13 protein-coding genes are annotated in these 16,848 nt (G+C 50.8%); 3 read left to right on the top strand and 10 right to left on the bottom strand.

Translation table 11 applies throughout. The features are described from left to right. Window positions 1–147: 147 nt before the first annotated feature. The 7 genes from ACR9FF_RS17665 to ACR9FF_RS17695 all read right to left on the bottom strand — a co-directional run bounded on the left by ACR9FF_RS17665 (window position 148) and on the right by ACR9FF_RS17695 (window position 7,285). Entirely contained in the window at window positions 148–603 is a 456-nt protein-coding gene (locus ACR9FF_RS17665; protein WP_435163350.1) for a GyrI-like domain-containing protein, read from the bottom strand. 5 nt (window positions 604–608) lie between these two features. After that, window positions 609–1,415, bottom strand: coding sequence for a class I SAM-dependent methyltransferase (locus ACR9FF_RS17670; RefSeq protein ID WP_164775464.1), 807 nt, complete (start codon window positions 1,413–1,415; stop codon window positions 609–611). A 148-nt stretch (window positions 1,416–1,563) separates the two neighbouring features. Next, a complete protein-coding gene (locus ACR9FF_RS17675) occupies window positions 1,564–2,613 on the bottom strand; it encodes an ABC transporter substrate-binding protein (protein ID WP_435163352.1) in 1,050 nt (349 codons plus the stop codon). A gap of 29 nt (window positions 2,614–2,642) precedes the next feature. Continuing rightward, the gene (gene yjfF, locus ACR9FF_RS17680) at window positions 2,643–3,605 is read right to left on the bottom strand and encodes a galactofuranose ABC transporter, permease protein YjfF (RefSeq protein WP_435163354.1); all 963 of its coding nucleotides are present in this window, start codon (window positions 3,603–3,605) and stop codon (window positions 2,643–2,645) included. Further along, a complete protein-coding gene (locus tag ACR9FF_RS17685) occupies window positions 3,598–4,638 on the bottom strand; it encodes an ABC transporter permease (RefSeq protein ID WP_435163356.1) in 1,041 nt (346 codons plus the stop codon). Before ACR9FF_RS17685 ends, yjfF begins: the two co-directional genes overlap by 8 nt. A 4-nt stretch (window positions 4,639–4,642) precedes the next feature. Continuing rightward, window positions 4,643–6,148, bottom strand: a complete 1,506-nt coding sequence (locus ACR9FF_RS17690; protein WP_435163358.1) for a sugar ABC transporter ATP-binding protein — start codon at window positions 6,146–6,148, stop codon at window positions 4,643–4,645. Between the two features lie 75 nt (window positions 6,149–6,223). After that, on the bottom strand, window positions 6,224–7,285 hold the full coding sequence (locus tag ACR9FF_RS17695) for an ABC transporter substrate-binding protein (RefSeq protein WP_174806564.1): 1,062 nt from the start codon (window positions 7,283–7,285) through the stop codon (window positions 6,224–6,226). Window positions 7,286–7,532: 247 nt separating this feature from the next. Here ACR9FF_RS17695 and ACR9FF_RS17700 point away from each other — a divergent pair, with 247 nt between their 5' ends. From ACR9FF_RS17700 to ACR9FF_RS17710, 3 genes are read left to right on the top strand one after another with little or no spacing between them, the layout of a single operon-like run. Beyond that, complete coding sequence (locus tag ACR9FF_RS17700; RefSeq protein WP_435163361.1) at window positions 7,533–9,326, top strand: sensor histidine kinase; 1,794 nt, start codon at window positions 7,533–7,535, stop codon at window positions 9,324–9,326. A gap of 14 nt (window positions 9,327–9,340) precedes the next feature. Then, entirely contained in the window at window positions 9,341–10,888 is a 1,548-nt protein-coding gene (locus ACR9FF_RS17705; RefSeq protein WP_435163363.1) for a response regulator, read from the top strand. After that, entirely contained in the window at window positions 10,885–11,838 is a 954-nt protein-coding gene (locus ACR9FF_RS17710) for a sugar ABC transporter substrate-binding protein (protein ID WP_435163365.1), read from the top strand. The genes ACR9FF_RS17705 and ACR9FF_RS17710 overlap by 4 nt, the downstream gene beginning before the upstream one ends. A gap of 44 nt (window positions 11,839–11,882) precedes the next feature. On the opposite strand, the gene ACR9FF_RS17715 is transcribed toward ACR9FF_RS17710, so the two are convergent. From ACR9FF_RS17715 to ACR9FF_RS17725, 3 genes are all read right to left on the bottom strand, one after another. Then, entirely contained in the window at window positions 11,883–13,163 is a 1,281-nt protein-coding gene (locus ACR9FF_RS17715) for a glycoside hydrolase family 27 protein (RefSeq protein ID WP_435163367.1), read from the bottom strand. Between the two features lie 135 nt (window positions 13,164–13,298). Next, window positions 13,299–14,189: an AraC family transcriptional regulator gene (locus ACR9FF_RS17720; RefSeq protein WP_435163369.1), complete on the bottom strand. Its 891-nt coding sequence runs from the start codon at window positions 14,187–14,189 to the stop codon at window positions 13,299–13,301. 14 nt (window positions 14,190–14,203) lie between these two features. Next, complete coding sequence (locus ACR9FF_RS17725) at window positions 14,204–16,795, bottom strand: LuxR C-terminal-related transcriptional regulator (protein ID WP_435163371.1); 2,592 nt, start codon at window positions 16,793–16,795, stop codon at window positions 14,204–14,206. Window positions 16,796–16,848: the final 53 nt, after the last annotated feature.

Here is a 16,848-nt window from a genome sequence, read left to right on the forward strand (position 1 = left end):
TCAGTCGCCCCTTTCGCATGCCGTGACTATTCCTTTTTATGTTATGTATAACGCCGGTACAAGTCAAAATGTTTCATTATTCCCGCATATCCGACGCTTTATGGGTGAATATCAGCAAAAAGAAGGCTGCCGTCCCCGGCTGTCTTCTTACAAAATGGGAACATACACATCCGCATTGTGAACATGCTGTTCTTCACCGAAACGGAATACTTCAAGCGCTAGAGATCTCGTATTGTTTTTAACGTTCATCGCTTCAAGGGCCGCCTTGATTAACGCATACGGATCCTTTTCGCTTGACCTTACCTTCGCATAGCTCTGGCCTGGAACGGAAAAGCCGAGCATGCCTTCCGGAACCTCGTCGATTCGGGATACTTCCATACAGTATATATAAGTGAACAGAAAATCATTGGCAAAATGAGGGCAAACATAGCTGTCCGCATTGATCACGTTCGGAATCTCTTTTATTCTGGACAGAAAAAGATCATTGACCTCCTGGATGCTTTTCGGATTTACTCGCCTGAATGCATTCGTAACCGCCACTCCAACAAAATGCTTCTCTTCCAATGTAACAATCTCGACCTGCTCCAATTGCTTATTGGTCACGCGGATCACTTCTCCTCATTTAAATTTGGATAAAGCGGCGCCAAAGCGGTATCGATCTTGTCGGCAACTAGCGTATAAAATTCGGGAACATTCGGGCTCTTGGAACTCGGAATTTCTTCAAAGGCCCGAATAAATAAGCCTGAAGCTCCGGCCGCCGACAAAATATCGCCAACCGTCCAGCTGCAGGCGAGCACTTTGCCAAGACCTTCTCTCTCTTCCTCCGGCAGTAGCTTGGCGAAGGCAACCTCGCCTTCCTTAATCCCTTTTTCGAAGTAATTGCCGCTTGGCTCAGTAAGATTTCTCGAGGTTACCCAGGCCCTTGCAAAAGGATGAAAATCCGTCAGCAGAAATCTTCCGTTCGCTCTCAGCCTCCGGCGGACAACATCAAAGATCGCATGAAGATCGGAGAAGTAATGCAGGACGCCAAACTCCATCAGAACGATATCGAATTGTCCCAGCTCTTCCTCATCCGGAATAGACAGGGCATCCGAACAGATATAATTCAGCTTAACTTTGGCCGCAGCCGCAACATCCAGCGCATACCTCTGATTTTCCGCCGATAAATCCACGACTGTAACCTCTGCTCCCTGCATGGCAAGCGCGATCGCTTTTCTGCCATGCGAACCCAGCAGATTAAGCACCCGCTTCCCCGACGGATCTCCTATGTACTTCAGCCAATAACGCAGATTATGGCTGCCCGTCTGCCTTAACGTCTCGGCTAATTCAGCGGGAGTACCGTATTGCCGAACCCAAGCTTCATAAGCCTTCGTCTCCCACGCCATTTTGTTTGCCTTCACTAACCGTTCCTGCAAACCAACCTCTCCTCTCATGATAGACGGCTTCGAGAAACTTCCAAAGCTAAACTTCCAAAGATAACCAGATCTATTATATACGAGAAGGTACTTGGCAAAAAGAAAAAAATCCGCCTTGAGCGGATTTCTGTCTAATAATCCCTATATGCTAGAATTTACGTTTGCTTATTTCCTGCGCCGCTCTCTCCTGCGTAAAGACATCCTCGGGCGGCACCATCCGCTTAGGAAGCGTCCTTCCGGCCATAATCTCCTTGGCCGTCTGCATCAGCTGAGGCCCAAGCAGCGGATTGCACTCCACCACCGCGTTCAGCTTGCCTGCCGCAAGCTGCTGCAGCGCCTTTCGGGAGCCGTCGACCGAAATGACGATAATATCGACTCCGGGTCTAAGGCCTGCTTCCTCAATCGATTCAATGGCGCCAAGAGCCATATCGTCATTATGAGCGAATAATACTTGCGGACGCTCGTCTTCCGGCACCTCCAGGAAGGTGCGCATCACCTCCCTGCCCTTCTCTTCCGTAAAGTCGGCGGGAGCGCTTTGCGTAATGACCATATCTTTTCTTGCCTTTATAATGCTGCGGAATCCTTCTCCCCGCTGAATGGAAGGCGTAGAGCCTTTGGTTCCCTGCAGCTCCGCGATCCGGATCGGGTCAGGCTGGCTGCGCATCAGGTCAAGAAGATATTTTCCCGCCCTTACCCCTTCTTCATAAAGGTTAGAGCCAATCGTTGTGACAAATAGGGACGAATCCTTTACGTCAACCGAGCGATCCAAGATGACAACCGGAATCCCGGCCTGCTTGATCTCCAGAAGGATGTCCTCCCAGCCGGATTCCACGACTGGCGCAATGGCGATAACATCGACCTTCATTGCAATAAAAGAGCGGATGGCTTCGAATTGCTTGGACTGGGACTGCTCGGCATTTCTCATAATTAACCGGATACCCGACTCGGCAGCCGCATCCTGGACTGAGGCCGTATTGGCGAGGCGCCATGCGCTTTCGCTTCCCAATTGGGAGAAGCCGAGAGTTATCGTTTTCCCGGGATTTACGTTCGAGGCTGAGCTCTTCAGCCATTCGCTTATGGCTGGCGGTGCTTCACTGTCTAAGGCCGGCGAGGGGGCGGGTGCTTCCACCCGGGAAGTGCAGCTTTGAAGCAGTAAGATTAGGACCAAACCAAATAACAAATAGATTAGCTTCTTCATGCCTGCCCCACCCCCTTGAAAGGAATAACTTATGTCTTTAACGTGACCCTCCGGTCACTGAGCAGTCTCTGGAAGAGGATAAACACAAACAATAACAAACCGATCACAATCTTTGTCCACCAGGAGCTAAGCGTTCCTTCGAAGCTTATTATAGTTTGGATAACCCCTTGTATCAATACGCCGATCAAGGTTCCCGCGACGTAACCGACACCGCCGGTAAGCAGCGTTCCACCTATAACAACGGCCGCAATCGTATCGAGCTCCAGTCCCATGGCATGCAATCCGTATCCGGATAGCATATAGAAGGTGAACACGACTCCCGCGAGCGCCGAGCAGAAGCCGCTGAACGTATAGACCAATATTTTCGTTCTGGCCACTGGCAGCCCCATTAGGAGCGCGGACTGCTCGCTTCCCCCAATCGCATACACATTGCGGCCAAATCTCGTATAATGCGCAAGATAGATAGCAGCTAGAACAATAACCAGCGCAATGATCACGTTAATGGATATATTGCCTCCGGGAAGCGGTACCTTGGTTTGGGCTGCCTTGGTAAAAAAGCCGTTTGTCACCGTAATCGTATCAATGCTGATGATGTAACAGATCCCTCTGGCGAGGAACATTCCCGCAAGAGTAACGATAAACGGCTGGATTTTGAAATAATGAATAATGGCCCCTAGCAATGTCCCGAATAAAGCTCCAAAGATAAGAACCATCGGAATAACAACGACCGGTGACCAGCCGTGCCGCTCTACCAATGTGGCGCAAATCATCGTAGTGAGGGCAATTACGGAGCCGACCGACAAATCGATGCCGCCGGAAATGATGACGAAGGTCATCCCTACGGCCGTTATGATAAGAAACGAATTATCGATGAGCAGATTATATAGAACCTGTGCGGAGAAAAATCCGGTGTAGCGAAATGATCCCGCGGCGAACATGACCGCTAGCAAGCCAAAGGTCACAAGGATCGGAACATATTTGCGGTTAAACATGGCGGGTAACCTCCTGTTCTGCAGGGTAATTCCTTTTCTTCCAGCGGGTAATCAACGTCTTGCGGAACGCTTCGGATTGAATGAGGCATACGGCAAGCACGACAAAAGCTTTGACGACAAGCGTAATCTCCGGCGGAACGCCAATCATATAGATCGTGGTGGTCAAGGTCTGGATGATCAATGCGCCAATAACCGTTCCCATCAAATAAAACCGTCCGCCATTCAGAGAGGTCCCGCCGATCACGACTGCTAAAATGGCATCCAGCTCATACCATAGTCCAGCGTTGTTCCCATCCGCGCTGGAGACGTTCGAGCTTAGAATCAGCCCTGCTATTCCCGCGCATAAGCCGCAGAACACATAGACAGTCAGAATCACGGTTCTGGAGCGAAGACCCGCAAGCCGGCTAGCCTCCGGATTGCTGCCGACGGATTCAATAAACAAACCGATGGCTGTTCTTCGTGTCAGCAGCGAGGCAATGAGCAGAACGGCCGCAACGATAAAGATAGAAAACGGCAAGGAAGCAAGCGAACCCGCGCCGATATATTCATAGTTCGAATTGGATACGGTTATAATTTGCCCGCTGGTAATTAACTGCGCAATACCACGCCCGGCAACCATTAAGATAAGAGTCGCAATAATAGGCTGAATACGCGTGACCGTAACAAGCGCGCCATTCCACATGCCAAGTACGATAGACAGCGCGATGGATGCCAATACCGCCCCAATTACGAGCAAGACGGAGCTTTGATCCGTGCCTTTGCTTATAGCCAGACAAGCCATAGCGCCGGAAATCGCCACAATGGAACCAACGGAGAGGTCGATTCCGCCCGTTGCAATGACAATGGTCATTCCGATGGAAACCAGGATAAGAGGAGCTCCAAAATTAAGAATATCAATCAAGCTGCCGTATAAGTTGCCGCCCCGGACCGCTATAGAGAAGAAATCCGGTGAATAGATGAGATTAAACAATAGCAATGCCCCAAGCACAACCAACGGCCAGAACAAATGATGACGGTGCATTTTGCCTCCCATAGCCTTATCCCCCTGCCATCGCTTGCATAATTTGCTGCTGGTTCAGTTCGCCGCCGCCAAGCTCCTTGACTTTGGAGCGGTCCCGCAATACAGCCACGCGGTCGCTGACGCGGATGACCTCTTCCAGCTCCGAAGAAATAAAGAGAACCGACATTCCCTGCTTCGCAAGCGAAAGAACCAGCTTCTGGATCTCCGCCTTGGCCCCGATATCGATTCCTCTCGTTGGTTCATCCAGGATCAACAGCTCGGGTTCCGTCAGCAGCCAACGGGCAAGCAGTGCCTTCTGCTGATTGCCGCCGCTCAGGTTCTTAATCAAGTGTTCGGGGTTAGGAGGATTAATGTTCAGCATCTTGATATACTGGTCTGCGATTTCATCCTGTTTCTTGCGGGAGATCGGCCGGAGCCAGCCTCTTGCTGCCTGCAGTGCGAGTATAATATTTTCACGGACAGTCAGATCGTCTATAATACCCTCGGTCTTCCGGTTCTCCGAGCAGTAAGCAATACCCAGCTCGATAGCGCTTCTAGGCGATTTCACCGGACTGCCGGATTCCCCGGCAAGCAGCTTCCCTTGATCCGGCCGGTCTACGCCAAAGAGCAGTCTTGCCATCTCCGTCCGGCCGGAGCCCAGCAGGCCTGCTAATCCAACTACCTCTCCCTTCCGGATCTCAAGATCAAACGGGTTAATCGCCCCTTTTCGGCCAAGCTCGGATGCGGTAATCATGATGTTCCCCGCGGCGGCACCTGCCTCTTCAGACAGCTTCGGCAGCTCTTCCAGCAGCTTAAGATCCTTGCCGATCATCTTCAGAACAAGCTCGATGCGCGGCAGTCCCGCTGCCAGGTACTCCCCTTCCAGCTCTCCGTTGCGTAGAACGGTAATCCGGTCAGACATTTCATAGACCTGATCGAGAAAATGGGTAACGAACAAAATAGCCAATCCGTCGTTTTTCAACTTTCGCATAATGCTGAACAGCTGATGTACCTCATTTTGATCCAGACTGGAGGTGGGTTCGTCGAGAATAAGCACTTTCGCCGAAATGCTGAGCGCCCTGGCAATCGCAATAAGCTGTTGGACAGCGACGGAATAAGCATGAAGCGGCAGCGTAACGTCGATGCTCAGATTCAGCCGTTCCTTCAGGAGCCGTGCGGCTTCCTTGTTCATCTTGTTCCATAGGATTCTGCCAAATTTCCGTGGCTCTCTGCCTATATAAATATTTTCGGCAACCGTCAGGTTCGGACATAGATTCACTTCCTGATAGACAGTGCTGATCCCGGCTTTCTGCGCCTCTAACGGTCCGCCAATCGAGACAGCCTGATTTTCGATGGTAACCGTACCTTCATCGATAGAGTAGACACCCGTTAACACCTTAATGAGGGTCGATTTGCCTGCTCCGTTCTCTCCCATCAGCGCGTGAACCTCGCCGGGGAACAGCCGGAAATCCACATTGGACAAGGCCTTTACGCCGGGGAAGCGCTTGGTAATTCCGGTCATTTGAAGAATAGGTGCCTGCATGCTGCTCTCTCCTTTCCAAGAGAAAAAGCCGCCCAGCGGCAATCTGGTGCTCCAGGCGGCTTTTCCTTCTTTTTATTAGTACTGGCGGCTCGGCAAAGCTTCCTTCGCCTGCTCGGATGTAAAGGTTGTTTCGTTCGTTACGATACGCGTTTCAATTTCTTTGCCGTCTACGACCGCTTGAGCAGCTTCCATCAACTGAGGTCCAAGCAGTGGATTGCATTCCACGATAAAGTTGATCTTGCCGTCTGCCGCGGCTTGCATCCCGTCTTTGACCGCGTCTACCGAAATAATGATAATGTCTTTGCCCGGCACAAGACCTGCGGCTTCAATCGCTTGAATAGCCCCTAAAGCCATGTCGTCGTTATGCGCGTAGAGAACATCAATGTCTTTATGCGCCTTCAGGAAAGCCTGCATAACTTCCTTCCCTTTGGCACGAGTGAAGTCGCCGGTCTGGGAAGCGATAATTTTGAGCTTGGGATTCGAAGCGATCGTGTCCTGGAAGCCTGCCTTGCGGTCATTCGCCGGAGCGGAGCCTGTTGTTCCCTGCAGCTCGACGATATTGACATCTTCCTGCGTATCTTTGTATTGGTCGACCAGCCATTGACCGGCTTTCTTGCCTTCTTCAATAAAGTCCGAGCCGATAAAGGTCTTATACAGCGACGTATCTGCCGAATCTACCGCACGGTCTGTCAGAATGACCGGGATACCGGCATCCTTTGCTTCCTTCAGCACCGTATCCCAACCCGATTCCACTACCGGGGAGAAGGCGATAACATCAACCTTTTGCTGAATGAAGGAACGGATCGCTTTAATCTGATTTTCCTGCTTCTGCTGGGCGTCCGAGAACTTCAGATCGAACCCGGCTTCTTTGGCCGATTCCTGGATCGACTTCGTATTAGCCGTACGCCATCCGCTCTCCGCCCCTACCTGCGAGAAGCCAAGCGTAATTTTCTTATCGCCGTCTCCCGAGCCGCTGGCCGTTTCTTGGGCCGCAGCCGTCTCGGCCGGCTTATTTGTTGCGTTTGCCGTATTGTTCGAGTTGTTCCCGTTGCTGCCCCCGTTGCCTCCGCAAGCGGTTACAATAGACACCATGACAGCAAGCGTTACCGCAAGTCCCCATCTTTTCTTTAACTTCATCAGGTTATTCCTCCCTTTTCGTTCACCATGCCTGGCGTGATTCAAGTATAGAACCGTTGCATGCAACGGAAATATGGAGTCCGTTTGGAGAATCGTTGAATCCTTTTGGCAACTTCCCGGAAATCGAGAGCGTTAAGTGTAATTTTTTTCGCAAAAGGTGCACTATACCGCGAATCTCTTAAAAGCTTAAAGTTTCATGCTATAATGAAAAAAATCAAATTTCATCCTCAATTGGAGAGAGCAGCCAATGAAGCTCATCAAATGGATTACGTCGAGCCTTAGGGCCAAATTGCTGAGCATGTTTATTATTCTTACCGCGGTTCCATTACTGGTGGTTGGTCTCATCTCCTATCAGAAATCGTACAACACGGTCTCCGACCACAGTAAAGCCTCAACCCAGCTTGTCGCGGATCAATTAGCCCGCAATATGGATATTTTGTTCGGGGATACCGAGAGGATTCTCGAGATGGGGAAAGATCCGCAGGTGCTGCAATTTCTCTATTCGCAATCGGAGACGTATCAGGAAGCCAAATCGATCCTGCAGACGTTCAAGTTCTACCGCGAAACCTATAAGTACGACAAAGTGCTGAACATATCGATGGTTAATTTTTACGGGAAAGGCATCAGCGAACGGAAAGGCGTCTTCCAGCTTGACCGAAATCCTCTTCGCAATCCGTATTTTCAATATTTGACGCAATATCCCGATGCGGTCCTGCGAATTCCGGAATCATCCTCGTCTGATTCAAATCGCCTTGACGGGTTCACCTACCCCGGGCAGAATGCCTTGTCCATTATTGCGGCAATCAAGCAACGGATTACCCATGAGGTGATTGGTTTTATCGTCATCGACCTCAATGAAGCGATGATTGACGATTTTCTCAAAAATACCGTCATCGGCAAAACCGGCTTCTTCTATATTAACGACCGGTACGGAACAACCGTGTTCCAGCCTCAGTCCCCTGCGGCCTCACCCGTAATTCTGGAACAGATCGATCAGGAACCGATGACCGCGGCAAGCGACAGCTTTGTTCTCTCCACCAAAGCAAAGCCTCAATTCATCGTGTACAGCACCTCTCAAATAACCGGTTGGAAAATTGTCGGCGTCGTGCCGTTTCAAGAAATAATCGCCGAAGCGAACGGCATCCGTCAGCTCATTATTGTCAGTGTTGCGCTTAGCGCGGTCTTTGCTTTAACGCTGTATTTCTTCCTGACGAACCGCCTGACCCACCCGATACAAATTCTGATGAACAAAATGCGCAAAGCGTCCGGCGGGTACCTCGATGCGAAGGTCACGCCCAGCGGGACCGATGAAATTGCCGATTTGGGTAACAGCTTTAACCGGATGATTGAAGAGATCAAAAGCCTGATGGAGAAAAACCGGCGGGAGCAGGAACAGAAGCAGATGGCGGAGCTGCGGACCCTTCAAGCCCAGATTAACCCCCATTTTCTGTACAATACCTTGGACTCGATTATATGGATGGCGGAAGCGGAGAAAAAGGAAAGCGTTATCAAGCTTGTCAAGGCTTTAGCCCGGTTTTTCCGGTTAAGCTTGAACAAAGGCCGGGACTGGATCTCCGTCAAGACGGAGCTGGAGCATGCCCATACTTACCTGGTCATCCAGCAGATGAGATATCATGACATTTTGCAGTACGAGATTAAGGTGGATCCCGAGCTGCAGGTCTACCCTATTCCGAAGATGAGTCTTCAGCCTTTGATCGAGAACGCCATTTATCACGGCATCAAAAACAAACGCGGCCAAGGATTGATCATAATCAGCGGACATGTGGGGGATCGGGATCTGGTTCTTACGGTCGAGGACAACGGGATTGGGATAACCCCGGAGCGGCTTGCCGAGCTGCGGGAGGAACTCGAGCTGCCTGTCGATTCTCTTGCCGTTAAGCAGGATGATCAGGAAGGCGGCTTTGGCCTGCAAAACGTGCATCAACGAATCCGGTTGTATTTCGGCCAGCGGTATGGGGTTGAGATTGAAAGCGTATACCGGGAAGGCAGCAAGATTTCAATTCGCATTCCAAAAAAATAAGGATGGTCATAACGATGAAAAAAGTGATGATCGTTGACGATGAAATATTGATCCGCGAAAATATCCGGAGCTGCGTCGACTGGACGAAGGAAGGCTTTGTCTACTGCGGCGACGCACCGGACGGAGAAATAGCTTTACCGCTTATCGAGGAGCAGCAGCCCGACATTCTGATTACCGACATCAAGATGCCGTTTATGGACGGTCTTGAATTAACGGCCATTGTCCGGAAACAACTGCCTCATATCAAAGTTATTATTATGAGCGGCCACGATGAATTCCGTTATGCCCAAAATGCGATTCGCCTTGGTGTCGAAGACTACTGTCTGAAACCGGTTAGCGCCGCCGAGCTGATTGAGCTTCTCCGGAAGGTCAGCGTCAAGATAGATGAAGAGCAGAAACGGCTCAAAGGCCAAGCCATTACGAAGGAAAGGCTGCTCGCTGACCTCTGCGGCGGTTTAATAAGCACTTCGGAAGCGATTGAATCCGCTAAGGAGTTGAATCTCTCCCTATCCTCCCGCTTCTATGCCGCCGCTGTTCTGGATGTCAGGCCGGCTGATTCTGCCGACCAGCAGCTCTTGACCAGCGTCAGGAACGAACTAGATCGGCGGCTTGAACAACCGATCGAATGCTTATCGTATTACCGGAGCAAGACTGAGCTCGTCTATATCTTCAAGAGCAATTCCGCGGAAAGCCTGACGGGCTTTATCCAGACATTCAACACCGATATTCGGTTACAGCTCGAGCAGCTGTTCGACTGCGAAATTTACGCCGGAATGGGCAGTCTTCAAGAGCGTATACACGGCATTCATATTTCTTGCCTGGAGGCGGAAGAAGACAAATATATTAGCCGGCTTACCCGGCTTAACCAGGCGTCGCTTCACGATATTCATGAGCCAATGAATATCGTCATTAACCGCAGTCAGTTCCTTGAGTTTGCGAAGATTGGCGTACCCGCAGAGCGGGATTCTTTTGTTAGGGATTTTGCGGCACCGTTAAAAGCTCTTCCTTTTAAAAGCAGCTACAGCTTCTATCTGTTCAACGACCTCACCCTGGAGGCGCTGCGCAGCGCGAAGCAAACCTTCCGTACCGGTGCGGATCCGGGCTGCAGCGCCCCCCGGCTTCAGCAGGAAATTAAAAAAATAGCTTCTTGGGAAGACTGCTGCTCTTATTTGAATGGCTTGCTGCAAGAGCTCTGGCAGTGGCGGTCGGAATCCTCGGACAAATACGGCGACGTTATCAAGCAAGCGAAGGATTACATTCAATCCCACTACAATAATGAACAATTATCGCTCAAGATGATGGCTGCCCATGTGAGGATCAGCCCTAGCCATCTAAGCAAAGTTTTCAGCCAGGAAACCGGTCAGACCCTTACCGAATATTTGACGCAGATCCGAATCGGCAAAGCGATGGAGCTTCTTAAGACGACCCGCAGCAAGTCTTTCGAGATTGCTTTTGAGGTGGGCTATAATGATCCTCATTATTTCTCCAACTTGTTCAAGAAAATGACGGGCATGACACCCAAGGAATACCGCAATCAAGGAGAAAAGGATGAGACGGCATGAGACGGCTGACGCGCTTGTTTATGATTTTCACCTTGCTGCTTGCCGGTTGTTCCAACAATGGGACAGGAGAGCAGTCATTATCTTCTGCTCAAGGCTCACCATCGCCAAACGGCAGCTATGCCAAGGATAAAACCTTCGGCATTATTTATCCGATGACTTATCCTACTTATGAGCTTATTACGCTTGACGCTAACGAAACCGCAGCGAACAACAACGTGGCTTTAATCGTTAATGCGCCGGATGAAGCGAACACCGAGCAGCAAATCCGCATTATGGAATCGATGATCAAGCAAGGAATTGACGGAATAGCCATATCCCCCGTCGATTCCGCGGCGCTTGCTCCCGTCATAAATAAAGCAGAGGCAACCGGAATTCCCGTCGTTACCTTCGAATCGGATGCGCCGGGCAGCAATCGCACCGCTTTTATCGGGGCAGACAACTTTATGACCGGTCGTCAAAGCGCTATGACGGTCAGCCGCCTTCTTGGCCATAAAGGCATGATCATTGTGGAGAACGGCATGGAGGAAATGCTGGGAATGCAGCAGCGGCTGGAGGGCTTTCTCGATTATCTGGCTCAGGAATCGTCCATAGACGTGCTGGAGGTTCATCATAATAAAGGCAGCGAGGAGCAAGCGATGAGCGATATCGAGACGATGATTGACGCTCATCCCCACTTTGATGCCATGGTAGGTCTCGACTATATCTCCGCTTCCGCATCTACTTTAATCTGGAAGGCAAAAGGGTTGAACCGGCTGGCCATATCAATGGGCATTACCTCCACAAACAAAGATGCCTTGATTAATGGCCAGCTTGCTGCCGTCATCTCTCAGAACGAGACGATTTGGGGTCGAACGATTGTGGAAACCCTACTCCGGGCAAGCAAAGGAGAGAAGGTAGATTCCATGCTGAATACGGGGATCACCGAGCTTAGCGCAGACCAATTGAAGTAACGCTCAAACAAAGATGGCGAACTCCATTGGAGTTCGCCATTTTTTTAAACGGTATCGAGTCTGTACAAAGCGGCGCCATGCGGCACAACAACCGAAGATAACGAGGAGCTTAGGTTGCCCACTATCTCTCCTGTCCACAAGTTCTTGATGCTTGCTTCTCCGTCCATACCCAAATCGCCGAAGGATACGGATACTTCCGTCTCTTCTTCGCCGGTATTAAACAAAGCCACATAACGTTCCCCGTTGCTTCCTTCCGCGGACCATACCACTCTATCGCCAATCCGCGATACTTGTCTTGCGCCAAAGCTGGTACGGTGCATATGCAGCACGTCCCAGTTCGTCAACAGAGACAACGTCCATGTGTCATTATCGCGCATTTCGCCGCCCATCATAAGCGGAGAACGGAAAATCGTCCACAAGGTCATCATCGTCAGCTGCTCGTCGCGCGTGAAGTTGGTCATACGGTCCGGGTGCGAGCAGCGAACGCCGATGCGGCCAAGTGGAAGCATATCGCAATCCGGCCAATTGCCCGGCTTCGGACGCCCTTCCCAGGTTTTGCAGCGGTCGAACATGTCGAGCAGCAGCGGCCAGCGGTCCCAGAAGTCATCCGTCATCCGCCACAGGTTTGCGTTCTGTTCCAGGAAATCCGCATGTTTCACGGGCGCGGGACCAGGCGACAAGCTAAGCACGATTGGTCGGCCAACATGGTCAATGGCTTTGCGGATCAGTTCAATCTCGCCGAGATGCGCTCCGCCATGCAGCCAGGAGTCGGCGATATCATCCACTTTGATATAATCAACGCCCCACTCGGCGTACATTTCAAACAGCGAGTTGTAATACTCCTGCGCGCCTTCCTTCTTTGCGTCCACGCCGTACATATCCGTATTCCAGCCGCAGAAGGAGCAAGTATGCGCAATATCGCGGGCAGTTACCGATGTTCCTTTGATAGGCGTGTTATCATGAACAGCCTGACGCGGAATGCCGCGCATAATATGAATGCCGAACTTTAATCCAAGGCTATGCACATAATCGGCAAGCGGCTTGAAGCCTTGACCGCCTTCAGCGGACGGGAAGCGGTTTACTGCCGGGATAAGCCTCGAATAATCATCCATTTCAAGCCGGACGAAAGGACGGTAAAGATCCGATACGGCCCCCGGTTCGTACCACTGAATATCGACAACGACATATTCCCAGCCAAAAGCTTTCAGATGCTCCGCCATATAATCGGCGTTACCGCGTACTTCGTCTTCCCTTACGGTTGCGCCGTAACAATCCCAGCTGTTCCACCCGAGCGGCGGTATTGGGGCAAATTCACGATGCTGCATAATGAACCTCCTGTATTTCAAGAATGAATAGGAATGAATTGCTCTATATCCCTATATTAATTCCTATTAGATCAGGTCATCTACAGTAATCTAGCGTCAATCATAGTAAAATATTGCGCCCCTCGACTATTGCTATTAGTCGAAATATACCCGGTTATAGACAAGCTGGCCTTCCCCTTGACGGAAATGACCCGGCGTTTCCCCCGTAATTTTGCGGAACCATTTAATAAAATAACTGCCGCCGGAATAGCCCACCTGCTCCGCGATCCGCTCCACGCTCCAGTCGGACTCCTTCAGCAGCCTGATCGCCTCTTTAATCCTCGTCTGATTCAAATAATCGTTAGGGGACATGCCTACCGTTCTGGTGAACAGGCGCAGCAGATGATATTTCGACAAGCTTAGCTGGTCGGCCAGTTGCTCCAGACTGATCATATTTTCGTAGTGCGCATCGATATAAGCGACTGCTTCTTTCACCTTAAGCGGCCACTCCCTTGTATCCTCCTTCGGAGCAAGCGCAAACCGGCATAGCTCGGAGATAAACTGGTACACATAGGAGGATGCCGTATACGGCTCCTTGATCCGGCCGGCATGAGCTTCTTCGTACATGCTCTGCAGCAGCCTTATCGGACGGCTTCCCGTAGGCAGGAGAGGAGTTTCTCCAAGCTGCTTCTTTACCTCTTCCCAATTCGGGAGAATGAGAGAAGGACGAATTAATACAAATATAAAGGACCAATGCGATCCTTCCGGCGGAAAATAATAGCGGTGATCTCCGGGGATCTCCGTCAGAAAGGCTTGTCCTGCCTGGATACGAAAGGTCTCCGTCCCTTTCTCGTAAATGCCTTCTCCGTCAAACGTATATTGAAACAACAACAAGGGTCCGTCGTTCCGGGTCAATCCGTCCCAGCGGTAATGCTGGTCGCGAATGACATCTTGTCCAATCGCAAACAGATTGCATAAAGCCAGATGCTCCGGCATTGTAAAACGGAACCCAAATGTTCCCGTGCTTGTTAATTGACCTGCGTTCATCTATATTCCCCGCTTTATTCGGCTAGCCCGTCTAGCTCGCGGGCTGCCGCAAGTGCCTGCGTCCGGGAAGATACGCCAAGCTTGGCGTAGATCCTGGACAGGTATACTTTTACCGTGCCTTCCTTTAAAGCCAGCTTGGCCGCGATTTGTTTGTTAGGCGCACCTTGTCCGAGCAATTGCAGGATAAAGGTTTCCTGCTCCGTTAAAGGTTCGACCAGTACCGGTTGCGGTTGAGAAGGATTGTCCTGCTGCGGGAAGCATTCCAACAGCCGCTGCACGTAAGCAAGCGATACACTCGGCGATTCATCTTGTACGGCCTCTCGCTGCCGATGCTCCGCATACATCTGAAGCAGCTTTTTCATTTGAATCCCCTCGTCAACAAAGCTGCGAATATAACCGTTCGACTCACCGATAACAAGCGCTTCATGAAGAAGCTGCATTGCCGCGCCGCGATTGCCGCGCTGATATTCCGCGAGCGACTGCACAACGCTGATCTCCGTCCGAACAAGGAAGCAAGGGTCCTGTTCAATCGAGGACTTTATAAATTCCAATTGCCTCAAAGCCTCGGCTGTTTTCCCTTGCGCGGTCAGTATCCTGGCGTAGACGGTATACTCGGTCCAACGGTTGGATGCCGGTTGAATGCGGTCTGACAGGCGCAGCCTGGATATCTCCGCTTTGGCTTCCGCGAGATTGTCTTCCTTGACGTAGAGATGGGCACGGCTTGCGCGAAGCGGATACAGCCAGTGATACTCCCCTCTTTGGTCCGCCATTTGGACGGCTTCGTCAATCGCTTCATGCGCCTTCAGATACTGTCCGTTAGCGGCGTAAAGGCGTGACAGCGTAATCCGATTAGGAATAAACAAGCCGGCCGTCTGCCTAGCCCTGTCGGATTGCTCGATTTTGCGAATGAGCTGCAGACTGTCGCTTTGCCTGTTCCATTCATAATAGCCTTCGCTTAGGGCTTGAACCACATACAAATTAATGAGCGATTGCCCCCACCCGTGCTGCTCCAGTACGGATACGAACCGCTGACCGATCCGTTCGGTATCGGCCGACAAAATGCCCTTCAAGCCGAAAGCCGTCCGCCTGACGAGCGGCTCAATCATATTGTAATTAAAGTTGTAGAAGATGGGATCCTCCGGCAGCACCCCTTGAAGCCGGTACCCGACAAACGAATCCCATTGCTCGTAACGTCCGGTATAGAAGAGCAGGTTCGATTGAAGGAACAGCATGCCTCCCTGCAGCGGTTCAAGCTCAGCCGCGGTATCGGGCTGTTCGTACATGGTTTCCAGCTTCTCGACGGTCTCCGCGGAAAAATGCATCTGCCCCAATAGCAGATGCGCGAATGCCTGATACATTAATAAACTGGCCGGGATCGGGATATGTTCGGAGACCGCCTGTATGCGTTCAAGCAGCGAGGCTAGCTCGCCTTGTTTCAGCGCATCCGGAATATATTGTTCCAACCTCTCCGCAGCTTCCTTGTAGCTTTCTCCGGCTATCGCATGGTCGATGGCCTTATCGAGCATCCCTCGGGCAGCAAAGGCCTGACTAGCCGCATGATGATATTTCAACCATTGCTCACGGCTTCGGGAGCGGAGACGGTTCTTCAAAAATTCGGCAAAAAGCGAATGGTACCGGAACCAGCCGTTATGATTATCAAGCGGAATAACAAACAAATTGAGAATACGAAGCTGCTCCAGCATTTCGCGGCTGTCCGAACGGTTAAACGCCTGATTGCATACCTCCGCGTCCATGCGCTCGAATACGCTGGTCTGAAGCAAAAAGTCCGTAACGCCCGGAGGCAGCTTGTCGAGCACCTCCTGGAACAAATAAGAGGAAACCTTTTCATTGCTTCCGTCAAAACCAGCGATAATCCGGTCCATATCCTGCTGAGCCTGAAGCGAGATGGAAGCAAGCTGAAGCCCCGCAACCCATCCTTCCGTTTTTTCAAACAGCTTGCGGGTATGCCTTTGCTCCAAATAAATCCCTGCCGATCTGCAGAACTCTTGCGTCTCCTCTTGGGTAAAATGAAGCTGCTGCATGCCGATATCCGTCCGTTCTCCTCTCGCAAGCCATTTGGCCGCGTCAAAGGAGATTTCTCCCCGGCTTGCGATAATAATCCGGTGATGGGAAGGCAAGTATTCTATGTAATAAGACAAGCTGTTATGGATCTCCGCCTGCTCGATATGATGATAATCATCCAGCACGAGGGCTATTGGATCTTGAGTTGCGGCAAGTTCGTTCAGAAGCGTATCAATGATCGCATTTACCGTTGACCCCGACACAAGTGCTCCAACAGCGGAAAGCGAATCCACTAAAGAAGATGGGCCTGTTTCGATATAAGCATTTAATACATACCGCCAAAATCTCGCTATATCATTATCTCTTTCATCCAGAGACACCCATGAGGTCTGAATGCGGGCGGATTGTGCCCACTGCGCTATTAAAGTGGACTTTCCGGAGCCCGCCGGAGCGCATACCGTCACCATTCGTCCCTGCATCCCTTGCTCCAGCGAATCAAGCAGCCGCTCCCTCATAATAAGATTTTTCTTAACAACAGGAAGCCGTATTTTTGTTTTTAATAGGATAGGTTCAGAAAATAACATACGCTCTCCTTCTAAGTCAGAAATATTATCTTTATTATACTGAAATTTCGACA

The organism is Paenibacillus glycanilyticus (assembly GCF_051200795.1).
In the GTDB taxonomy this organism is placed as follows: domain Bacteria; phylum Bacillota; class Bacilli; order Paenibacillales; family Paenibacillaceae; genus Pristimantibacillus; species Pristimantibacillus glycanilyticus.